The 21032-nt window shown below is 65.4% G+C and carries 20 protein-coding genes, 1 tRNA gene and 1 pseudogene; 13 read left to right on the top strand and 9 right to left on the bottom strand.

Annotated elements, in window-relative coordinates:
* The 7 genes from MF610_RS18045 to MF610_RS18015 form a co-directional block, all read left to right on the top strand.
* A partial coding sequence (locus MF610_RS18045) for a hypothetical protein (RefSeq protein WP_242201678.1) occupies positions 1–180 on the top strand: 180 nt, incomplete at its 5' end.
* 9 nt (positions 181–189) lie between these two features.
* A complete protein-coding gene (locus tag MF610_RS18040; RefSeq protein ID WP_242201677.1) occupies positions 190–810 on the top strand; it encodes a ribonuclease D in 621 nt (206 codons plus the stop codon).
* Positions 811–825: 15 nt separating this feature from the next.
* Positions 826–1464: an LPS export ABC transporter periplasmic protein LptC gene (gene lptC / locus MF610_RS18035; RefSeq protein WP_242201676.1), complete on the top strand. Its 639-nt coding sequence runs from the start codon at positions 826–828 to the stop codon at positions 1462–1464.
* A 6-nt stretch (positions 1465–1470) separates the two neighbouring features.
* The gene (locus MF610_RS18030; RefSeq protein WP_242201675.1) at positions 1471–2016 is read left to right on the top strand and encodes an LptA/OstA family protein; all 546 of its coding nucleotides are present in this window, start codon (positions 1471–1473) and stop codon (positions 2014–2016) included.
* 310 nt (positions 2017–2326) lie between these two features.
* Positions 2327–3112, top strand: a complete 786-nt coding sequence (gene lptB, locus MF610_RS18025; protein ID WP_242201674.1) for an LPS export ABC transporter ATP-binding protein — start codon at positions 2327–2329, stop codon at positions 3110–3112.
* Positions 3113–3117: 5 nt separating this feature from the next.
* Positions 3118–4602 (top strand): RNA polymerase factor sigma-54, encoded by a 1485-nt coding sequence (rpoN, locus tag MF610_RS18020; protein WP_242201672.1) that lies wholly within the window; start codon positions 3118–3120, stop codon positions 4600–4602.
* Positions 4603–4886: 284 nt separating this feature from the next.
* Positions 4887–5603: a hypothetical protein gene (locus MF610_RS18015; RefSeq protein WP_242201670.1), complete on the top strand. Its 717-nt coding sequence runs from the start codon at positions 4887–4889 to the stop codon at positions 5601–5603.
* 13 nt (positions 5604–5616) lie between these two features.
* Here the strand turns inward: MF610_RS18015 and MF610_RS18010 are convergent.
* Together MF610_RS18010 and MF610_RS18005 are read right to left on the bottom strand one after the other, a co-directional pair.
* Positions 5617–6367: pseudogene (locus tag MF610_RS18010) on the bottom strand (IS5 family transposase).
* 215 nt (positions 6368–6582) lie between these two features.
* Entirely contained in the window at positions 6583–7254 is a 672-nt protein-coding gene (locus tag MF610_RS18005) for a glutathione S-transferase family protein (RefSeq protein ID WP_055784663.1), read from the bottom strand.
* 45 nt (positions 7255–7299) lie between these two features.
* Between MF610_RS18005 and MF610_RS18000 the strand changes: the two genes are divergently transcribed.
* Complete coding sequence (locus MF610_RS18000) at positions 7300–7857, top strand: hypothetical protein (protein ID WP_242201668.1); 558 nt, start codon at positions 7300–7302, stop codon at positions 7855–7857.
* 71 nt (positions 7858–7928) lie between these two features.
* Positions 7929–8351 carry an STAS/SEC14 domain-containing protein gene (locus tag MF610_RS17995; protein ID WP_242201666.1) on the top strand — a complete coding sequence of 141 codons (423 nt, stop codon included), beginning with the start codon at positions 7929–7931 and terminating at the stop codon, positions 8349–8351.
* A gap of 4 nt (positions 8352–8355) precedes the next feature.
* On the opposite strand, the gene gltB is transcribed toward MF610_RS17995, so the two are convergent.
* The 5 genes from gltB to MF610_RS17970 all read right to left on the bottom strand — a co-directional run bounded on the left by gltB (position 8356) and on the right by MF610_RS17970 (position 16858).
* Positions 8356–12882, bottom strand: coding sequence for a glutamate synthase large subunit (gene gltB / locus MF610_RS17990; protein WP_242201664.1), 4527 nt, complete (start codon positions 12880–12882; stop codon positions 8356–8358).
* Complete coding sequence (locus MF610_RS17985) at positions 12879–13478, bottom strand: DUF2059 domain-containing protein (protein ID WP_242201662.1); 600 nt, start codon at positions 13476–13478, stop codon at positions 12879–12881. Before MF610_RS17985 ends, gltB begins: the two co-directional genes overlap by 4 nt.
* On the bottom strand, positions 13475–14920 hold the full coding sequence (locus tag MF610_RS17980; protein ID WP_242201660.1) for an NAD(P)-dependent oxidoreductase: 1446 nt from the start codon (positions 14918–14920) through the stop codon (positions 13475–13477). The genes MF610_RS17985 and MF610_RS17980 overlap by 4 nt, the downstream gene beginning before the upstream one ends.
* Positions 14921–15071: 151 nt before the next feature.
* Positions 15072–15917 (bottom strand): undecaprenyl-diphosphate phosphatase, encoded by an 846-nt coding sequence (locus tag MF610_RS17975; protein ID WP_242201658.1) that lies wholly within the window; start codon positions 15915–15917, stop codon positions 15072–15074.
* A complete protein-coding gene (locus MF610_RS17970; RefSeq protein ID WP_242201656.1) occupies positions 15914–16858 on the bottom strand; it encodes a complex I NDUFA9 subunit family protein in 945 nt (314 codons plus the stop codon). The genes MF610_RS17975 and MF610_RS17970 overlap by 4 nt, the downstream gene beginning before the upstream one ends.
* A 134-nt stretch (positions 16859–16992) precedes the next feature.
* On the opposite strand from MF610_RS17970, the gene MF610_RS17965 reads away from it, so the two are divergent.
* The 4 genes from MF610_RS17965 to MF610_RS17950 all read left to right on the top strand — a co-directional run bounded on the left by MF610_RS17965 (position 16993) and on the right by MF610_RS17950 (position 20574).
* Positions 16993–17079 (top strand) — tRNA-Leu (locus MF610_RS17965).
* Positions 17080–17256: 177 nt separating this feature from the next.
* Positions 17257–18483, top strand: a complete 1227-nt coding sequence (locus MF610_RS17960; protein WP_242201654.1) for a tyrosine-type recombinase/integrase — start codon at positions 17257–17259, stop codon at positions 18481–18483.
* Positions 18484–18991: 508 nt separating this feature from the next.
* A complete protein-coding gene (locus tag MF610_RS17955) occupies positions 18992–19240 on the top strand; it encodes a helix-turn-helix domain-containing protein (RefSeq protein WP_242201652.1) in 249 nt (82 codons plus the stop codon).
* Positions 19241–19242: 2 nt separating this feature from the next.
* Positions 19243–20574, top strand: a complete 1332-nt coding sequence (locus tag MF610_RS17950) for a type II toxin-antitoxin system HipA family toxin (RefSeq protein WP_242201650.1) — start codon at positions 19243–19245, stop codon at positions 20572–20574.
* Here the strand turns inward: MF610_RS17950 and MF610_RS17945 are convergent.
* Positions 20571–20804 (bottom strand): MerR family transcriptional regulator, encoded by a 234-nt coding sequence (locus tag MF610_RS17945; RefSeq protein WP_242201648.1) that lies wholly within the window; start codon positions 20802–20804, stop codon positions 20571–20573. The two genes, MF610_RS17950 and MF610_RS17945, sit on opposite strands and share 4 nt — an antisense overlap.
* Positions 20801–21031, bottom strand: a complete 231-nt coding sequence (locus tag MF610_RS17940) for a DUF2274 domain-containing protein (protein ID WP_058732929.1) — start codon at positions 21029–21031, stop codon at positions 20801–20803. The genes MF610_RS17945 and MF610_RS17940 overlap by 4 nt, the downstream gene beginning before the upstream one ends.
* Between the last annotated feature and the right edge of the window lies 1 nt (position 21032).

Genomic DNA, 21032 nt, shown 5'->3' with positions numbered 1-21032 from the left:
GTCGCGGCGGCGGCGGACGCCGTGCCGGGAGTGGCGGTCGACGACTGGCGCGTCAGGATCTTCGACGGCCGCAAATCCTCAAAAGCCATCGAGGATACGCTGTGGGTGGCCGGGCGGGGGAGCGGGCCGGCACCGCAAAACTCGCGCCAGCGAGTTTTCAAAACGCGCTGCAACCGCTAGGCGCAGACCATGACCGTGTATTTCCATGAAGAAGACCTGCCCGAGGGCGTCTTCGCGCCGGGCGCCGACATCGCCGTCGATACCGAGACGATGGGCCTCATCACCCCGCGCGACCGGCTGTGCGTGGTCCAGCTGTCCGACGGGGGCGAGGACCAGCATCTCGTCCGCTTCAACCCCGGCAGCGACTATGCCGCGCCGAACCTGAAGGCGGTGCTGGCCGATCCGGCGCGGGTGAAGCTCTATCACTTCGGCCGCTTCGACCTCGCGGCGATCGAGCATTATCTTGGCGTCGTCGCCGCTCCCGTCTTCTGTACCAAGATCGCGTCGCGGCTGGTGCGCACCTACACCGACCGCCATGGGCTGAAGGAGCTGGTCCGCGAACTGCTGGGACAGGATATCTCCAAGCAGCAGCAATCGTCCGACTGGGGCGGGCCGGTGCTGTCGGAAGCGCAACGCGACTATGCCGCGTCCGACGTGCGCTTCCTCCACGCGTTGCGCGAGGAGCTGACCAAGCGCCTCGCCCGCGAAGGCCGCACCGATCTGGCACAGGCCTGCTTCGACTTCCTGCCGCACCGTGCGCGGCTCGACCTCGCCGGCTGGCCCGAAACCGACATTTTCGCCCACATCTAAGGACGCCGCTCAACCATGTCCGAGATCGCCCGCCAGGAACGTTCGCGCCGCCAGCGCCGCGCTGCGCCCGGCAGTGCGCACGACCGGCTGATCGCGCTGCTGATGATCGCGCTGCCGATCGCCATCGGCGTGCTGGCGGCGTTCCTGGTGATGGCGCCGTTGTTCATGCGCGGCGATACCAGCTTCGTGCTCGACAAAAACAAGGTCGACGTCGCGCAGGAACGCATGCGGCTGCGCGCCGCCGAATATCGCGGACAGGATGCCAAGGGCCAGCCATTCGTAATCGATGCCGGGTCGGCGGTGCAGAAGAGTTCGGCCGAACCGATCGTACAGATGCAGGAACTGGCCGCCGGCATCCGCCTTGCCGATGGTCCTGCCCGCCTGACGGCACCGCGCGGGCGCTACGACATGCGTTCGGAACAGGTCGATGTGCTGGGGCCGATCCAGTTCCGCGCCGCCAACGGCTATTCGCTCGACACCACCAACGCGACCGTCGACCTCAAGACCCGCCGCCTGCGCAGCGGCAGCGCGGTCACCGGCACCACGTCGATGGGCAATTTCAGCGGCGACCGCCTCGACGCCGATCTCGAGGAACGCACCGTGCGCCTCACCGGCAATGCGCGCTTGCGCATCGACCCCGCACGCACGAAATAGTCGCCCATGATTCGCCATGCGCTACCGGGCCTTGTCGCCACCATCGGCCTCCTCGCCATCGCGGGGTCCGCCCCGGCGCAGACGCGACATGATTCGAACGCGCCGATCGACATTTCGGCCAACGCGATCGAGTTGCAGGACAAGCAGCAGCGTGCGGTCTTCACCGGCGGCGCGGTGTTCCGCCAGTCGACGATGACGCTGAACGCCGACCGGGTCGTCATCGCCTATACCGGACAGATCACCGACGGCGCGCCACAGGCGACGCGGATCGACGCGACGGGCAACGTCACCCTGACCCGGCCCGACCAGACCGCCAAGTCGCGCTTCGCCGTCTACGACATCAACCGCCGCGTGGTGACGATGATCGGCGGCGTGCGGCTGACCCAGGGTGCCAACACCCTGAACGGCGGGCGGCTGTCGATCGACCTCGACACCGGCCGCGCGACGATCGACGGATCGGGCGTGGGCGGCGGCACGACGCCCGGCAGCAGCGGCGTACAGCAGAGCGGCGGACGCGTGACCGGGCGCTTCTCGGTGCCCAAGCGGAATTAGTGCTTCGACTGCGTCGCCGATGCGACGCCCACTCGGGCAGGTGACGCTCGGTAACAAGCCGAAAACCCAGGCCCCATCGTCACCCCGGGCTTGACCCGACGTCCCGCATCTCCTGACGCGGGGAAGAAGCGGATCGCGGGTCAGGCCCGGGGTGACGGAATGGATAGCGGACGTCGCTGTAAACTGGCCGCGTATCCAACCCGAACCACCGATCCGCACTTCCCTTTTCACCGCCCGTCATGCAATAATCCTGCCAAAGTCGCAGCGGTAACGCTTCGATAACCATCGCCATGCGATCAGGACGTTGCCGATGCCCGACACCACCCTGCTGACTCCCGCCACCGAAGCCCGCCCGTTCGCGGAGATTCCGTCCGATCGCGGCCTGTCGGTCGTGTCGATCGCCAAGTCGTACGACAAGCGCGTCGTACTGTCCGACGTGTCGATGTCGGTTGGTCGCGGTGAGGTCGTCGGCCTGCTCGGCCCCAATGGCGCGGGCAAGACCACCAGCTTCTATTCCGCGATGGGCCTCGTAAAGCCCGATGCCGGCCGTATCCTGCTGGACGGCGAGGATATTACCGCGCTGCCCATGTATCGCCGCGCGATCCTGGGGCTCGGTTATCTGCCGCAGGAAACCTCGATCTTCCGCGGATTGTCGGTCGAAAAGAACATCCTCGCCGTCCTCGAACTGGCCGAGCCGGACAAGACGGCGCGCGCCGCGCGGCTCGAACAGCTGCTCGACGAATTCGGTCTCACCCGCCTGCGCACGGCGTCCGCCATGGCGCTGTCGGGTGGCGAGCGGCGGCGGGCGGAGATCGCCCGCGCACTGGCCGCCAATCCGACGATCATCCTGCTCGACGAACCGTTCGCCGGCATCGACCCGATCTCGATCGCCGACATTCGCGACCTTGTCATCCAGCTGAAATCGCGCGGCATCGGCGTGCTCATCACCGATCACAATGTCCGCGAGACGCTGGAAATCGTCGACCGCGCCTACATCATCTATGACGGGCGGGTGCTGTTCGCCGGATCACCCGCCGAACTGGTCGCCGACGCCAATGTCCGCCGGCTCTATCTCGGCGAAGGGTTCGAACTCTAACCGCCATGAGCCTCGCCCCTCGCCTCGACCTGCGCCAGTCGCAATCGCTGGTGATGACGCCGCAGCTGCAGCAGGCGATCCGCCTGCTCGCGCTGTCGAATCTGGAGATCGAGGGGTTCATCGCCGAAGAGGTCGAGAGGAACCCGCTGCTCGATTCGGGCAGCACCGGCAGCGAAGACGACGCCCCGTTCGAAGCGCGCGAAGCGCCCGTCTCCAGCGAACCCGCCGGGTCGGACGAACTGCTCGGGATCGGCGCGGCGAGCGGCGAATCGCTCGACATGGACTTGGGCGAAACCTTCCACCACGACAGCGCGTCGGACGGCGTCGGCTCGCTCGACGGCGGCCTCGGCCTCGCGGCGACCGGTAGCGGCGGCTATGAGGACGCGCCCGACCTCGACGCCTTCGCCAGCGACGACATCTCGCTCACCGACCATCTGCTGCAACAGGCCGGCGCCTGCGTCGCCGGGGCCGAGCTGTTCATCGCAAGCGCGATCATCGACCAGATCGACGAATGCGGCTATCTGTCGGCCTCGCTGCTCGACATCGCCAACCGCTTGGGCGTGCCGCTCGCCCGCGTCGAAGCGGTGCTGGGCATCGTCCAGACCTTCGACCCCAGCGGCGTCGGCGCGCGCAGCCTGGCGGAATGCCTGACGATCCAGGCGACGGAGGTCGACCGCTACGATCCCTGCATGGCGCGGTTGATCGACAATCTCGACCTCGTCGCGCGCGGCGCGCTGCCGCAGCTGCGCCGCATCTGCGACGTCGACGACGAAGACCTGACGGACATGATCCGCGAGCTGCGCAGCTACGATCCGAAACCCGGCTGCCGCTTCGGCGGGGAGCGCACGCAATCGGTCGTCCCCGACCTGTTCGTCGCGCCCCGCGCCGCTGGCTGGGCGGTCGAAATCAACGGCGCCACCCTGCCGCGCGTGCTGGTCAATCGCGGCTATTATGCCGAACTCAGCGCCAATGGCGACAAATCGTCCAAGGCGTGGCTGTCCGACTGCCTCGCCAGCGCCAACTGGCTGGTCAAGGCGCTCGACCAGCGCCAGCGCACCATCCTGAAGGTCGCGACCGAGATCGTGAAGCAGCAGGAGGCGTTCTTTCGTCAGGGCGTCGCCCATCTCCGCCCGCTGACGCTGGCCAAGGTCGCCGAAGCGATCGAGATGCACGAATCAACCGTCAGCCGGGTGACCTCGAACAAATATCTCTCCTGCCCGCGCGGGCTGTTCGAACTGAAATTCTTCTTCACCTCGGCGATCCAGTCGGCCGATGGTGGTGAGGCGGTGTCGGCGCTGGCGGTCAAGGACGCGATCCGCACGCTGATCGCGGGCGAGGACCCCAAGAAGATCCTGTCCGACGACACGCTGGTCGAACTGCTCAACGCCAAGGGCTTCGACATCGCGAGGCGGACGGTCGCGAAGTACCGCGAGGCGATCGGGCTCGGTTCGTCGGTACAGCGCCGGCGGCAAAAGGCGCTGGGCGGGTAACGGTTTCCTACACGCGGTCGCATCGCCATAATCGCTGGCGCTCTTTGATTCCGTCCATCCTGCCCCCTGCCGCGACGGGCAAGGTCATGCGTGTCACGAAACGCGCACGAGTGTGAACTTAGTGAACTTTGACCGCTGCGCGTGATCCAAACCCTCCGATTTCAACGCAATTCCCGCACATTACCTCCGGAACGAAGCCAGCTGCCCGCTACGCCATGCCGCGACCGACTATGGTCCGGTGGGGGCGTATCTCCCGCGTTCGCATCGATCCGGGGGAAAAGATCATGATTCGTCTGTTGTTGCCGGTGGCGCTCGCCGGCCTGTCGCCGGCCGCCTATGCCCAGACCATCGCACCCAGTGCCGAAGCCGTTGCCGCCGCCAAGCAGGGCGTCGTCACCACGACCACCGATGCGGCGGGCACAAAGGTCACGACCAGCCCCGCCAATCTGGCCGACGACGATGATGGCCGCCAGAAATTCGGCGGCATCGATTTCGGCATCGGCGTCGCCTTCTCCTACGATCTCGGCAACAACCAGCGCGTCAAGGAAGCGACGATCGTCGACAATATCGTCCGCGTCACCCGCACCGAAAATGTCCGCGCGCGACTGATCCTCGAATCGCATTATTTCTTCACGCCGCCCTCTGCCGCACTCGGAAACTATAGCGGCGCCTTTTGCGACACGATGAAGGACTATCCCGATCAGAAGGAGGATTGCGACAACCGGCGCAAGAATTTCGGGATCGGACCATTCATGGCGATCCAGCCGGGCACCGACAATATCATCGACGCGATCGGCGCGGGTGTCATGATCGGCCTGCGCCGCCGACAGGAAACCTCCGCCAGCTTCAACATCGGCATCGGCGTCCTCTACGACGTCAACACTCAACTCCTCGGCGACGGCTTCGTCGAGAATCAGGCCCCGCCCGGCACCGAAAAGGAGGTCCGCTTCCGCCGCGGCTCGCAAAGCGGCCTGCTGATCATGACGTCCTATTCGTTCTAGGATCTGTGGGGATTCATCGTGAGTTGATGACCGCGGCGGCGAGGTAGATCATGGCCTCGAAGCTGCAGTCGGTCTTGCAGGCACGCATGGCGACGCGCTTGAACTCCTTGAGCTTGCAAAAGAAGTTCTCGATGAGATGGCGCCATGTGTAGATGGCGGCGTCGATCTTGCGCGCGCCGATGCGCCGTGGATGCTGCGAGATAATGACCGCCGCCCCGCGCTCGTCGAGGTCGGCGATGATGGCATTGCTGTCGAATGCCTTGTCCGCGATCAGGCCGTCGAAGGCGATCCCGTCGATCAACGGCGGAACGCCGACGGTGTCGAAACTGTGTCCCGGCATCAGGCGGAAGCGCACGAGGTTGCCCAGTGCATCGGTCAGCGCGAGGATCTTGGTCGTCATGCCGCCGTTGGAGCGACCAATGCCTGGCTCTGAGTCCCTCTTTTGCGCCCTGACCATGACGGTGGACCTTGACGATGGTGGCGTCGACCATGGCGTATTCGAGGTCCGACTCGTCCGATAGCGCGTCGAATATCCGTTTGAAGACATCGGCTTCGCGCCAGTCGTGAAAACGCCGGAAGGCCGTACTCCAGTTGCCGAAGCGTCCAGGCAGATCGCGCCACGGGCTGCCCGTGCGCGCAATCCACAGCACCGCCTCCACAAACAGCCGATTGTCCCTGCCACTCCGGCCAGGGTCAGTCCGCTTGCCCAGACAATGCGGCTCAATCCTCGCCCACTGGGCGTCTGTGAGTACGTCGCGATCCATCCAAAGCCTGAATCACATCCATCACACTTTGTGAATCCCCACAGGCCCTAGGACACCCAGGCCCCGAACCCATCCGTTCGGTTCGAGCAGCTTCGAGCCTGTCGAGAAGCGTCCGTCAAGAACTGCTGCCCGGGGAGAGGCGTTCTCGATACGCGCTCTCGACTACGCTCGATCGCTACTCGAACCGAACGGGAAGAGGCAAAGAGGGAACGGCTTCAGACGTCGAGCTTCTCATAATCCGCCGGCGGGGGCACGCCCTCCATCCGCTCCGCCAGCAGCGGGCGGAAGCTCGGCCGGCTCTTCATCCCGACATACCAGCGCTTGGCAAGGTCGTGCGTCTTGAAATCGATCCCGCCCAGATAGTCGGCAATCGAAATCTGCGCCGCGGCGGCCAGATCGGCAAGGCTCATCGTCGCGCCGCCGATCCACTGCCGATGATCCAGCAGGTAATCGATATAGTCGAGATGCTCGACCGCCGCCTTCATCGCCTCGCGCAGCACGCGCGTGTCGGGCGTCTGGCGGTGGACGATGCGCTTCTCCATCCGCTCCATCAGCAGCGGGCCGGTGATCTCGCGGTAGAATTGGGTGTCGAACCACGTCACCAGCCGGCGTTGTTCGGCGCGATCGGCGGCGCTGCCGTTCAGCATCGCCGGTTTGTCGCCCGTCTCCTCGATATATTCGCAGATCGCCATCGAATCGATCAGCCGGATGCCGGCGGCGTCATCGATCATCACCGGCGTCTGACCCGCCGGGTTGATGTGCAGGAATTCGTCGCGCCGTGCCCAGGGCGATTCGCGCACCGGCTGATAGCCGATGCTCTTTTCGGCCAGCAGCAGGCGGACTTTCCGCGAAAAGGGACATAGCGGGAATTGCAGGAGCTGCCACATGGTCCCGTGTTAGGCGGCGTGATTGCCGGGCGGAAGGGGATTCGTGTGGGATTGCTCGTGAGCCTGTTGTGGTTGGTCGCAAGCATCGTCCTTGCCGATCGTTCGCCGCGGCCATGGGTGCAGGCGGTGGCCGTGGTGACGGCGGGCATCGCCGGTACGACGCTGCCCGATCTCGACCTGTTGCTGCCGATCGGCCATCGCAGCGCCCTGACCCATTCGCTGCTCCCGATCGTCCTTGCGCTGTTCGCCACGCGCTGGCGACCGGTGGCAGCGGGGCTGGCGATCGGCATCGGGCTGCATCTCGCCGCCGACAGCTTTCCCAATGCGATGCGCGGCTATGCCACCGTCAAGCTGCCCGTGACGGGATCGATCGGCGCCACCGCCTCCTATGCCTGGCTGGGGGTGCAGGCGGTGGTGGCGAGCGTCACGGGGGCGGCAATGCTCGCCGCGTCGCTGCCCCTGCGGATCGCGATGGTCGCCGCCGCCATCCTCACCATGATCGGTATCGCCTATCTCTTTGCGACCGATGGCGGCTGGCCGGCGCTCGCCATCTATGCCGGATTCGGCTGGCTGGCGGTTCGCCCTACAGCACGCAATCGGTAGCATTGCGCAATTTATGATCGTCCTTTGGTGTCAAGACGTTGTTTTTGGTCGAAGTAACGATGTGGAAACCGGTGTTGCGCGATGCTGTCACCATGGAAGCAAGCTTTTCGATCATCAACGACGTTCCGCGCGGGCTGATGCGGATCAGTATGTCCGGCTTCTTCGAACCGGCGGACATCACGCGCTTCGTAACCGAACGCAACGCGGCGTTCCGCATACTAAAGGCGCGACCCAATGACCATTTGTCGTTGGTGGATATTCGGGCGATGGATATTCAAGCGTCGGAGAGCGTGACGGGGTTCCAGCAGGTGCTGGCCGACCCGCATTATCGGTCGCGGCGCATCGCGTTCGTCGTCGGGCGGTCGCTGGCGGCGATGCAGATCCGACGTGCCGCCAAGGGGCGCGACACGCGCTATTTCGACGAGGTGGACGAGGCGGAGGCGTGGCTGTTCGCCACGCCCCCCGAAGCCACCCTGTCCTGCCGCACCGGCTGACCGGTCAGGCCGCCACTTCGGCGCGGACGGCCGGCGGCTCGTCGCTCAGCGGCTGAGCCAGCCGGGTCAGCATCTCGCGCGGCACCACCTGCCAGAAGCGCCGCTTCGCGCGGTCCCAATCCTCGAGGATCGCGCCCGACCAGCGGCTGTCGGTGCTGGCATGATGTTCGGCGACCAGGCCCTTCAGCACCCCTTCCCAATGCGCCGTCCCCAGCCGGTGGAGCGTGATGCTTTCGGGATTGTGGTTGCGTTCGAAGCTGTCGTCATGGTCGTAGATGAACGCCATGCCGCCGGTCATCCCCGCACCGAAGTTCGTGCCGGTCCGCCCCAGCACGACCGCGGTCCCGCCGGTCATATATTCGCAGCCGTTGGCGCCACAGCCCTCGACCACCACGGTCGCGCCCGAATTGCGTACCGCGAAGCGCTCGCCCGCCTGCCCCGCCGCGAACAGCTTGCCGCTGGTTGCGCCGTACAGCACGGTATTGCCGACGATGGTGTTCTCATGGCTCTTGAGCGGTGACGACACCATCGGCCGCACGGTGATGATCCCGCCCGACAGCCCCTTGCCGACATAGTCGTTGGCGTCGCCAAATACTTCCAGCTTGATCCCCTTGCACAGGAACGCGCCGAGGCTCTGCCCAGCCGAGCCGCGCAGGCGGACGGTGACATGGCCGTCGGCCAGCTTCGACATGCCGAACTTGCGCGTGATCTCGGAGGACAGCCGGGTGCCGACCGCGCGGTGGGTGTTGCGCACCGAATAGGTCAGCTGCATCTTCTCACCGCGCGAGAACACCGCCGCCGCATCCCGGATCATCTGCGCATCGAGGCTGTCGGGCACCGCGTTGCGGAAGGTCGACAGGCTGAACCGCCGCTCGCTCTCGTCCGCATCGACCTTGGCGAGGATCGGGTTGAGGTCGAGATCGTCGAGATGCTCGGCCCCACGGCTGACCTGCCGCAGGAACTCGGTCCGCCCGACCACTTCGTCGAGCGACCGCACGCCGAGGCGCGACAGGATTTCGCGCACTTCCTCGGCGATGAAGGTCATCAGGTTGATGACCTTTTCCGGGGTCCCCGTGAACTTGGCGCGCAGCCGCTCGTCCTGCACGCACACGCCGACCGGGCAGGTGTTGCTATGGCACTGGCGCACCATGATGCAGCCCATCGCCACCAGCGACAGCGTGCCGATGCCGAACTCTTCCGCGCCCAGGATCGCGGCGGCGACGATGTCGCGCCCGGTCTTGAGACCGCCATCGGTCCGCAGCACGACCCGCCCGCGCAGGCCATTCAGTGTCAGCGTCTGGTTGACCTCCGACAGCCCCATTTCCCACGGGGTGCCGGCATATTTGATCGACGTCTGCGGCGACGCACCGGTCCCGCCGACATGGCCCGACACGAGGATGACGTCGGCATGCGCCTTCGCCACGCCCGCCGCGACCGTGCCGATCCCGGCCGAGCTGACCAGCTTCACGCACACCCGCGCCTTCGGATTGATCTGCTTCAGGTCGTAGATGAGCTGCGCCAGATCCTCGATCGAATAGATGTCGTGGTGCGGCGGCGGCGAGATCAGCGTGACGCCGGGCGTAGCATGGCGCAGCCTGGCGATGAACTCGGTCACCTTGAAGCCGGGCAACTGCCCGCCCTCGCCGGGCTTGGCCCCCTGTGCGACCTTGATCTCGATCTCGTCGCAGGCGTTGAGATATTCGGCGGTGACGCCGAACCGGCCCGACGCCACCTGCTTGATGACCGAATTGCCGTTGTCGCCATTCTCGTACGGCTGATAGCGGATCGAATCCTCGCCGCCCTCGCCCGACACCGCCTTCGCGCCGATACGGTTCATCGCGATCGCCAGCGTCTCATGCGCTTCCGGCGACAGCGCGCCGAGCGACATGCCCGGCGTCACGAAGCGCTTGCGGATTTCGGTGATCGCCTCGACCTGTTCGATCGCGACGCCCTGTTCGGGGAAGTTGAATTCGAGAACGTCGCGGAGGTACACTGGCGGCAAGTCCCGCACGCCCCGCGAAAACTGCATGTACGTCGAATAGCTGTCGGTCGCGACCGCGGTCTGGAGCAGGTGCATCAGCTGCGCCGAATAGGCATGGGCCTCGCCGCCGCCACGCTGGCGGTAGAAGCCGCCGATCGGCAGGTTCACCACCGCGCTGTCGAACGCCGCGTCGTGGCGCTGCGTCGCGTTGACGTGGAGCGAATGATAGCCCTCGCCCGAAATCTTGGCCGGCATGCCGGGGAAGAAGTCGTTGACCAGCGCACGCGACAGGCCGACCGCCTCGAAATTATACCCGCCGCGATAGCTGGAGATCACCGCGATCCCCATCTTCGACAGGATCTTCAGCAGCCCTTCGTCGATCGCGGTCCGGTGGCGCTTGAGCGCCTCGTCCATCGAAATCTCGCCGAACAGCCCGCGCGTGTGGCGGTCGGCGATGGCGGCTTCGGCCAGATAGGCGTTCACCGTCGTCGCACCGACGCCGATCAGCACCGCATAATAATGGGTGTCGAGGCATTCCGACGAGCGCACGTTGATCGAGGCGTAGGACCGCAGCCCCTTGCGCACCAGATGCGTATGCACCGCCGCCGCCGCCAGCACGCCGGCGATCGGCACCTTGGTCGCGTCCAGATGCTCGTCGGTCAGGAACAGCTCGCTGCGCCCTTCGCGCACCGCCTGTTCGGCCTGCGCCCGCACGCGCGCGATCGCGGTCCGCAGCGCCTCGGGCCCCTCGCCCGCGGGGAAGGTGCAGTCGATCTCCGCCGCCTGGGCGCCGAAATGCGCCTTCAACCGCAGCCAGTCGGTGTTGGTCAGCACCGGGCTGTTCAGCACGAGCACCGCGCTCGCCCGGTCGCCGGTGTCGAGGATGTTGGCGAGATTGCCGAACCGCGTCTTGAGCGACATGACATAGCGCTCCCGCAACGGGTCGATCGGCGGATTGGTGACCTGTGCGAAATTCTGGCGGAAGAAATGGCTGATGAGCCGCGGCTTGTCGGAAATGACCGCCAGCGGGGTGTCGTCGCCCATCGACCCGATCGCTTCCTTGCCCCCTTCGACCATCGGCGACAGGATCAGCTCCATATCCTCCAGCGTCTGCCCGGCGCACACCTGCCGCCGCGCCAGTTCGGCACGGTCGTAACGCAGCGGTTCGGCGGTCGCGGCGGGCAGGTCGTCGATCGTCAGGAACTTGCCGGTCATCGCGGCATAGTCCGCCTCGCCTGCAATCTTGTCCTTGATCGCGCGGTCCTTGTAGAGCTTGCCCTCGCCCAGATCGACCGCGAGCATCTCGCCGGGCCCCAGCCGGCCCTTTTCGACCACCGTCGTCTCGGCGACCGGGACCATGCCCGCCTCCGACCCGACGATCAGCAGCCCGTCGCCGGTCAGGGTGTAGCGCAAGGGGCGCAGCGCGTTGCGATCCAGCCCGGCGACCGCCCAGCGGCCGTCGGTCATCGCAAGGGCAGCGGGGCCGTCCCACGGCTCCATGACGCTGGCGAGATAATCATACATCGCGGTATGCGCCGGCGGCATGTCGGGCGCCCCCTGCCACGCCTCGGGCACCAGCATCAGCTTGGCGGTCGGCGCGTCGCGGCCCGAGCGGCAGATCGTTTCGAACACCGCATCCAGCGCCGCCGTATCCGACGCGCCGGCCGGAATCACCGGCTTGATGTCTTCCGAGCGTTCGCCGAACGCGATGCTCGCCATCTTGATCTCGTGGCTGAGCATCCAGTTCTTGTTGCCGCGGATCGTGTTGACCTCGCCGTTATGCGCGAGGCAGCGGAACGGCTGCGCCAGCCACCATTGCGGGAAGGTGTTGGTCGAATAACGCTGGTGAAAGATCGCAACGCGCGATTCGAATCGTTCGTCGGTCAGGTCGGGATAGAAATCCGACAGGCTCTCCGCCAGGAACAGCCCCTTGTAGATGATCGAGCGGCACGACAGCGAACAGAAATAGAAGCCGGTGATCTGCGCGGCGATGATCCGCTTCTCGATCCGGCGGCGGACCAGATACAGGTTCTTTTCGAACTCGGCCTCGTCCATGTCCTCCGGCGCGGGGCCGGCGATCATGATCTGCTCGATCTCCGGCCGGGTCGCCTGCGCCTTCATGCCGATCACCGATACGTCGACCGGCACCTGCCGCCAGCCATAGATCGACCAGCCCGCCTCGATGATCTCCGATTCGACCAGCGTGCGGCAGGTTTCCTGCGCGCCCAGATCGGTGCGCGGCATGAACACCATGCCAACCGCGAGACGCGCGTGCAGCGGCTTGTGCCCCGACGCGGCGATCGCATCGTCGAAGAAGCGGTGCGGCAGGTCGACATGGATGCCAGCGCCATCGCCGGTCTTGCCATCGGCATCGACCGCGCCGCGGTGCCACACGGCGCGCAGGGCGTCGATCGCCGACTGGACGACGCGGCGCGACGGCTTGCCATCGGTCGCGGCGACCATGCCGACACCGCAGGCATCGCCCTCATATTCGGGGCGATACATGCCTTCGGCGGCGAGGCGGAGGCGTTCGGAGGTCATGTCGGTCATTGCTTGTCGCCCTTCGGCTTGGGAGGCTGCGGCAGATGCGCGGTCGCGGCCTCGACCTTCTTCATGATGTTCGGCATTTCCTGAAGCATGACCGGCGTCATCTTCATCATTTCGGCCATGATTTCCGGCTCGGTGAACAACAACATGAACTCGTTGCCAAATGCCTTGCCAGACGGGGTGGCGAAGAAGGCGTCGAGATCGGTCAGTTGCTGTGCGGTAAAGCGTTTCGAGAGCGACCGAGCCATGCCCGTGCGCAGCGACGGTTCCAGCCGGGCCATCAGCGGGCCCAATTCCTCACCCATCACCTTCGTCATGATCCGCATCCGTTCCTTGAATGCAGGATCGGCGTCGCGCAGTTTCTCCGGTCCGCCGGGCACCGTATCCATGAAACTCCCGAGCATGGCATTCATCATCGCCGGGAATTGATCGCGCATCATCCGCAGATACACGCCCTCGGGCACCAGCACCGCGACCGTACGCTCGGCCAGTGCCAGCCGCGCCGGATCGACCGGCTGCGTCGTTGCCGGGGCAGCCGGTGCCTGCGCCAGTGCGGGCGCAGCGCCGAGCAGCGCGGCGGCGAGGAACAGCGACTTCATGCCGCTTGCCTTTCGGCCTTGGCCTTCGCCTTCAGATACGCGTGCATCCGGTCGGTCACGTCGCGTCCGTCGCGGATCGCCCACACCACCAGCGACGCGCCGCGGACGATGTCGCCCGCCGCGAACACGCCGTCGAGCGACGTCATCATCGACTTGCCATCGACCCGCACCGTACCCCAGCGGGTCACGCCCAGTTCGGGTGCGTCGAACAGCGTCGGCAGGTCTTCGGCATCGAAGCCCAGCGCCTTCACCACCAGATCGGCGTCGAGCACGAACTCGTTGCCCGGATCGGTTTCCGGCGCGCGGCGACCGGAGGCGTCGGGTGCGCCCAGACGCATCCCCGTCGCACGGACCTGCACCACCTGTCCGTCGCGATCGTCGAACGCGGCGGGGGCGGAGAGCCAGACGAACTCGACGCCCTCTTCCTCGGCATTGGCCACTTCGCGCTGCGATCCGGGCATGTTGGCGCGGTCGCGGCGATAGAGGCACTTCACCGACTTGGCGCCTTGACGGATCGCGGTGCGGACGCAGTCCATCGCGGTATCGCCGCCGCCGACGACGACGACGTTCTTGCCCGCCGCGTTGAGCGAGCCGTCGTCATAGGCGGGCACGCTGTCGCCGAACCCGACCTTGTTCGACGCGGTCAGATAATCGAGCGCGTCGACCACCCCGCCGCTGCCGATGCCCGGCGCCTTGATCGCGCGCGGCTTGTACACGCCGGTCGCGATCAGGATCGCGTCGTGGCGTTGGCGCAGGTCGTCGAGCTTGGCGTCGCGGCCGACCTCATACCCTTCGTGGAAGACGATGCCGCCTTCCTTCAGCCGCTCGACCCGGCGCATGACGACCGGCTTTTCGAGCTTGAAGCCGGGGATGCCATAGGTCAGCAGCCCGCCGGCGCGGTCGTAGCGGTCATAGACATGGACGTCGTAACCGAGGTTGCGCAGCCACTCCGCCGCCGCGAGGCCAGCGGGGCCGGCGCCGACGATGCCAATCGACTGTCCCCGCGACGGACCGACCGCGACCGGTTCGACCCAGCCCATTTCCCATGCGGTGTCGGTGATGAACTTTTCCACCGACCCGATGGTGACCGCGCCGTGGCCGGAAAACTCGATAACGCAATTGCCCTCGCACAGCCGGTCCTGCGGGCAGATGCGGCCGCAGATCTCGGGCATGGTCGAGGTGCTGTTCGACAGCTGATACGCTTCCTGCAACCGCCCCTCGGCGGTCAGGCGCAACCAGTCGGGGATGTGGTTGTGCAGCGGGCAATGGACCGAGCAATAGGGGACGCCGCACTGCGAGCAGCGTCCCGCCTGATCCTCCGCCGTCGGCGGCGCGTAGCGTTCCGCGATCTCGCGGAAATCCTCGGCGCGCAATTCGGGCTCGCGCTTGGCCGGATAGGCCTGTGGTCGCGAAACGAACTTCAGCATTGCTTGATCGGCCATGATGCCCTCCGGACGCCCGAAAAGCATATTTATTGGCCAGAGTCACGCAACAAACGGTTATTAGGTAAGCTATACTGACCTTATTAGATCGAGATAAACCGTCATTTTTCAAGAACCATTCGCAACAACAGCTTTTAGGGCCGTGTCGGCCCTATGCCAAAGCGGCGATCTGCCCTTGCGACAGGAGATAGATCAGCGTCCCGCCCAGCAGCACGCGATAGACCACGAACACCATATAACCCCGCGTCGATACGAGCTTCAGGAATCCGACGATCGATGCATATCCCACGACGAACGAGATGACGGTCGCCAGCAAGGTCGGTCCCGGCCCGTACGGACCGAACTGCCCCCACGTCTTGAGCAGCTGGTACAGCCCCGATGCCAGCACCGCCGGGATCGCCAGCAGGAACGAATAGCGCGCCGCCGCTTCGCGGGTGAACCCCATGAACAGCCCGGCGGTGATCGTACCGCCCGACCGCGACACGCCCGGCAGCAACGCCATCGCCTGGGCAAAGCCGAACACGATCCCACTGCCCCAGCGCAGCCGGTCGATTCCCCAGCGCCGCCGCCCGACGACATCGGCGATGCCCAGCAGGATGCCGAAGCCGATCAGGCTGAACGCGGTGAACCACAGGTTGCGCAGCGACGTCTCGATCGCATCCTTGAACAACAACCCCAGCACGACGATCGGCAACGTGCCGACGATCACCAGCCAGCCGAGCCGCGCATTGTCGCGCGCCGCATGATCCTGCTTGCCGGCAAACTGCCCCAGCCACGCCGTCGCGATGCGCCAGATGTCCTTGCGAAAATAGAGCAGCACCGCCGCCTCGGTCCCGATCTGGATGATCGCGGTGAACGCCGCCCCCGGATCGGTATGCGACGGCAGGAACGCCCCGGCGATGCGCAGATGCGCGCTCGACGATACCGGCAGAAACTCGGTCAGCCCCTGGATGATGCCGAGGATCGCGGCTTCGAGCCACGCCATGGCAGGGGTCATGCGCGCGCGACCTTGTTGAAGCGGCCGTTCTTGCGATAGACGACCAGCCATTCGGGCGCGACCGTCGCCAGCGGCACCGGCCGCACGTCGAACGCCTCGATTCCGGCCACATCGCCGCCGACGACATTGTCGCGCGACAGCATCGCCCATTGATCCTTGCTGATCGGAGTGAGCGGCATCGCTGCGATCGCCCCGCCCAGATCGTTCGGAATTTCGATGAAGCGCACGTCGCGCCCGATCGCCTGCGCGATCCAGCGGTTCAACTCGCCCATCGTGATCACGTCCGGACCGCCGATCGCATAGGTCCGCCCGCCGAAGCGGTCGGCATCGGCCAGCGCCTTCACCACCACCTGCGCCAGATCGACGACGTAGATCGGCTGGAACTTGGTGCCCGCCGCCATCACCGGCACGATCGGACGACCGATCAGCGCGGGCGACCCGGCGATCATCCCGGCGAAGCGATTGACGAACCCGTCCTCGCGCCCGAACACGATCGAGGGGCGCAGGATCGTTGCGGTCGGGAAGGCGGCGCGGACCGCTTCCTCGCCCGCCGCCTTCGACCGACCATAGGCGGACGGCGAAGCTGCATCGGCACCGATCGCCGAAATCTGCACGAATGCTTTCGCACCGGCCGCAGCCGCCGCCTCGGCAATGGTCCGCGCGCCGGCGACATGCACCTTGTCGAAATCACCCTCGAGGATGCCGACGAGGTTCACGACCGCATCCGATCCGGCGACCGCGCGCGCGACCGTGTCGGGCCGCGACAGGTCGGCCGCGACGAACTGCGTCTGGCCGAGGCCACCCTGGGTACGCAGGTACAGTGCCTGGCGCGGATCGCGCTGTGCGATGCGGACGCGCGCGCCCGCCTTCAGCAATTCCTGCACGACATAGCGGCCGATAAAGCCGCCGCCGCCGAACAGCGTCACCAACTGGTTCTTCATCGAGTCCGCCTTATGCCTGCCTGTATGCCGCCCCCATGCCGCTCCTGCAGCAAAACGGCAAGGACCACGTAAAAACCCGCAACAAGTTGTTGACACCCCGCCGACCCACCCGTAGAGGCGCCCTCCTACCCCGTGCCCAGATGGCGGAATTGGTAGACGCACCAGCTTCAGGTGCTGGCGATCGCAAGGTCGTGGAGGTTCGAGTCCTCTTCTGGGCACCACTACTGGCTCTGGATACGTCCAGCATCGTCCAGTAAGCGACTGGTTTCGCAGCATTTCTCGACGGAGAATCGCCAGACATCGTCCGGCGAAATCCGCCTATGGGCATCAGCAGCGACCACAAAATGCTGCCCTTTTTGATGCCCTCGGATCGACCCGGCCCTGCTGGGAAAACGACCATGCTGACCTACATCCAGATCAACGCCGCCAAGCCCAGGGAGAAGGCCTGGCAACTCTCCGATTCACAAAACCTGTACCTTGTCGTCCAGCCCAACGGCTCGAAGCTGTGGCGCTTCAACTATCGGTTCCTGGACAAGCAGAAGAAGCTCCATCTCGGCGGATGGCCGGCCGTGAGCCTCGCCGAGGCGCGTGCTCGCCGGGACGACGCCAAGAAGAAGCTTGCGGAAGGGATCGATCCGGCGCTGGAGAAGAAGCGCGCCCGGATCGCCGCCAAGTACGCGGCGGCGAACACCTTCCAGGCAGTCGCCGAGGAATGGCTCGTCAAATGCGAGCGCGACGGACTGGCGCCCGTGACCGTCGACAAGATCCGGTGGCTGCTCGCCAAGGCCTACCCCCTGATCGGCACCATCCCGATCGCGCAGATCACGCCGCATGAGGCGCTGGCCGTCCTGCGCGCGGTGGAAGCCACCGGTGCCTATGAGAGCGCACGGCGCATGCGCAGCGTCCTCAGCCGCGTGTTTCGCTATGGCGTGGCGACCGTCCGGTGCGAAAAGGACGTCGCCGCCGACCTTCGCGGCGCGATCGTCGTGCCGAAGGTCAAGCATTTCGCCGCCATCACGCGACCGTCAGAGGTCGGTGCGCTGCTGCGGGCGATCGACGGCTACACCGGCCACAAGGTGACGGTGATAGCCATGCGCCTCTCGCCGCATGTATTGCTTCGTCCCGGCGAGCTTCGGCAAGCGGAATGGAGCGACATCGATTTCGACGAGGCGATCTGGTTCGTGCCTGCCGAGCGCATGAAGATGCGCCGGCCGCACCGCGTGCCCCTGTCGCGGCAAGTCATCGCGATGCTTAAGGAGCTTTGCGGGCACACGCACTGGTGGAAATATCTGTTTCCCTGCCTCGGCAAGCCTCGAAAGCCGATGTCCGAGAACACCGTCAACCAGGGCCTGCGCAAGCTCGGCTACACGACCGACCAGATGACGGCGCACGGGTTCAGGGCGATGGGCGCCACGCTGCTCAAGGAGATGGGCAAGTGGAATCCCGACGCGATCGAGCGGCAACTCGCGCATGTCGATACCAACCAGGTGCGGCGCATCTACGCACGGGGCGAGTATTGGGACGAGCGCGTGGACATGATGCAGCACTGGTCCGACTATCTCGACAGGTTGTGCGACGGAGGGAATGTCGTGAGGGCCGATTTCGGCAAGAGGGCGACGGGCTAGCCCCGGCACCGCCACGACGCCATGACGAAACCTCGGACAGGATCGGATCGTGTCCGAGGTTCTGTCACACCCCCCGGTTCAATCCCCGTCGTCGATCGAGGTACCGGTCGACCAGCGTTCGTCCGTATGCTCGAGAAAGAAATCCGCTTCCTCCGTGATCGTTGACACGGACAGGATCGTCGCACTCCCGTCGAGTTCGGTTGCAGAAGCAACGGCAAATGCCGGCTGACGCGTTCGATCAGAGCATTGGCTATCGCGAGGATTACCGCACAACCCCGGGCACCGGGCGCGCAGAAGCCAGCTCAACCGATCAGCGATTGATCCCACGGGCCAGCCCATGCGCGCGTTCGCTGGCCTGATTTGCGATTAGCATGGCCAAGGGTTAGCCATACCTTACGGGGTATAAATTGGCATTATCCCCTGCACGGTATAAATTGACCATATGCCCTGTGCGGTATATTGCTACTTTATCCCTTACGGGGTATGCCGTTACCGAAAGGCGTCTTCTGTGGCCCACATTGCACGCTCTCCCAAACAGCTCGGCGCCCTCATCCATAACGCGCGGATTCGGCGCAATCTCACCCAACAGGCACTGGCAGCCTTGGTCGGCACCGGGCAGAAGACCATCTCTCGCATCGAAAGCGGGCAGACGGGTACCAAGCTCGACACCCTGTTCGGCATCCTGGCAGCGCTCGACCTCGACATGCAAATCGCACCGCGCAGCAAGGGCGGAGCCGACCTGAGCGAAATCTTCTGACAATGGCACGCCGCAAGACCCACATTCCCCTGAATGTGCTGATCAACAATCGCCTCGTCGGCCGCCTCGAGAAGGAAGCGAGCGGCGCCGTATCGTTCCGCTATGACCAGAGCTGGCTCGAGTGGGAGCACGCATTTGCGGCCTCGCTGTCGCTGCCGCTTCGCGCAACCACTTATCGCGGCGCGCCGGTACTCGCCGTTTTCGACAACCTGCTTCCCGACAGCGCCGATGTTCGACGCCGCGTGGCAGAGCGCACCGGTGCCGAAGGTACCGATCCGTACAGTCTCTTGGCCCGCATCGGCCGGGATTGCGTGGGCGCGATGCGGTTCCTGCCCGACGGTGAAGCCATTGACGCCACAGGCGAGGTACGGGGCGAAGCGTTGCGCGACGAGGATATCGAACACCTCCTCGACAATCTCAAAGGTGCGCCACTGGGGATCGACCCCGATCAGGAGTTCCGGATCTCAATTGCCGGTGCGCAGGAGAAGACCGCGCTGCTGCGCCACGATGGCCAGTGGCTGCGTCCAATCGGAGCGACTCCAACAACGCATATCCTAAAACCTCAGCTCGGCGAGATTCCGACCTCCACCGGCACGGTCGACATGACCGCCAGTGTCGACAACGAGCATTACTGTCTGGCGCTGCTAGGCGCCTTCGGCTTGCCGGTCGCGAAAACCGAGATCGTCACCTTCGGGGGGCGCCGCGCGCTGGTCGTCGAGCGGTTCGATCGCCAATGGCTCGCCGATGGCCGACTGCTGCGCGTTCCGCAGGAAGACTGCTGCCAGGCACTCGGCGTGCCATCCTCCCGGAAATACCAAAGCGAAGGCGGTCCCGCCGCGGCGGACATCATAAGACTGCTCGGCGGCAGTGACGATCCGACCGAGGATCAGGCGACATTCCTGTCGAGCCAAATCATCTTCTGGCTCATCGGCGCGACCGACGGACATGCGAAAAACTTCAGCCTCTTCCTGCGTCCGGGCGGCGGCTTCATGCTGACGCCCTTCTACGACGTGCTGAGCGTCCAAGCCGTTGTTGATCGCGGACAGCTGGCACAGAAGAGTTTCCGGTTGGCAATGTCAGCGGGTACGGGCCGCCATTACCGGATCGAGGAAGTCCTGGGCCGGCACTTCGTCCAGACCGCGAAAGCCGCGGGTATCGGCCCAACCACCATCGACAAGGTCATCACCGACATTCGCGAAAAAGCCGTCACGGCCGCGGACATCGCGCGAGAAGCAATGCCGGACGACTTCGCCGACGACGTCCATGCCAGCGTCAAGGGGGCGATCGCCGACCGTCTGGCACGTCTCGACACGGCGTTTACGGAGCTAGGTTAGTCGCGGGGCAAAACACGTCCGGAATGCCCCTCTCCGCCACCCTCATTGTCGGTCAACCGCTTGAGGCTGCGATACTGGACCAGCGTAGCACGGCCGACCTTCGTCGTCTCGAGGTCGCCCGACTGGATGAGCTCGTAGATGCGCGAGCGGCTGAGGCCGGTAATCCGGACCGCCGTTGCCACGCGGACCGTCAGCGGCTCGATCTTCCTTTCCCATGCCCGCTCGATCATTTCTGCCCCCGTGCCCGCGCGTCGCGCTCGCGCGCAAACGCCCGATCGCTTTCGAGGAAGGCCGACAACATCGCGGGGATCAATTCGGTGACCGGCTCCTCGATGCCGTAGGTCGAGGCATAGGCCGCAGCATAGGCCTGCAGCGACGACTGGAGGTCGGGCGTGATGGTGATGGCCAGCTTGACCGGGGTGCGGTCGGGCAGCTTGCCGAGCTTGAGATCGGCCATG

Source organism: Sphingomonas hankookensis, assembly GCF_022664465.1.
Taxonomy (GTDB): domain Bacteria; phylum Pseudomonadota; class Alphaproteobacteria; order Sphingomonadales; family Sphingomonadaceae; genus Sphingomonas; species Sphingomonas hankookensis.
The sequence above is the reverse complement of the archived record's forward strand: the minus strand, read 5'-3'. Positions and strand labels throughout refer to the sequence as shown.

Excerpts from the sequence above, each read along its gene's own strand:
- MF610_RS18040 (WP_242201677.1), top strand. The coding sequence starts at position 190 with ATGACCGTGTATTTCCATGAAGAAGACCTGCCCGAGGGCGTCTTCGCG.
- lptC (WP_242201676.1), top strand. The coding sequence starts at position 826 with ATGTCCGAGATCGCCCGCCAGGAACGTTCGCGCCGCCAGCGCCGCGCT.
- MF610_RS18030 (WP_242201675.1), top strand. The coding sequence starts at position 1,471 with ATGATTCGCCATGCGCTACCGGGCCTTGTCGCCACCATCGGCCTCCTC.
- lptB (WP_242201674.1), top strand. The coding sequence starts at position 2,327 with ATGCCCGACACCACCCTGCTGACTCCCGCCACCGAAGCCCGCCCGTTC.
- rpoN (WP_242201672.1), top strand. The coding sequence starts at position 3,118 with ATGAGCCTCGCCCCTCGCCTCGACCTGCGCCAGTCGCAATCGCTGGTG.
- MF610_RS18015 (WP_242201670.1), top strand. The coding sequence starts at position 4,887 with ATGATTCGTCTGTTGTTGCCGGTGGCGCTCGCCGGCCTGTCGCCGGCC.
- MF610_RS18005 (WP_055784663.1), bottom strand. The coding sequence starts at position 7,254 with ATGTGGCAGCTCCTGCAATTCCCGCTATGTCCCTTTTCGCGGAAAGTC.
- gltB (WP_242201664.1), bottom strand. The coding sequence starts at position 12,882 with ATGACCGACATGACCTCCGAACGCCTCCGCCTCGCCGCCGAAGGCATG.
- MF610_RS17985 (WP_242201662.1), bottom strand. The coding sequence starts at position 13,478 with ATGAAGTCGCTGTTCCTCGCCGCCGCGCTGCTCGGCGCTGCGCCCGCA.
- MF610_RS17980 (WP_242201660.1), bottom strand. The coding sequence starts at position 14,920 with ATGGCCGATCAAGCAATGCTGAAGTTCGTTTCGCGACCACAGGCCTAT.
- MF610_RS17975 (WP_242201658.1), bottom strand. The coding sequence starts at position 15,917 with ATGACCCCTGCCATGGCGTGGCTCGAAGCCGCGATCCTCGGCATCATC.
- MF610_RS17970 (WP_242201656.1), bottom strand. The coding sequence starts at position 16,858 with ATGAAGAACCAGTTGGTGACGCTGTTCGGCGGCGGCGGCTTTATCGGC.
- MF610_RS17960 (WP_242201654.1), top strand. The coding sequence starts at position 17,257 with ATGCTGACCTACATCCAGATCAACGCCGCCAAGCCCAGGGAGAAGGCC.
- MF610_RS17950 (WP_242201650.1), top strand. The coding sequence starts at position 19,243 with ATGGCACGCCGCAAGACCCACATTCCCCTGAATGTGCTGATCAACAAT.
- MF610_RS17945 (WP_242201648.1), bottom strand. The coding sequence starts at position 20,804 with ATGATCGAGCGGGCATGGGAAAGGAAGATCGAGCCGCTGACGGTCCGC.
- MF610_RS17940 (WP_058732929.1), bottom strand. The coding sequence starts at position 21,031 with ATGGCCGATCTCAAGCTCGGCAAGCTGCCCGACCGCACCCCGGTCAAG.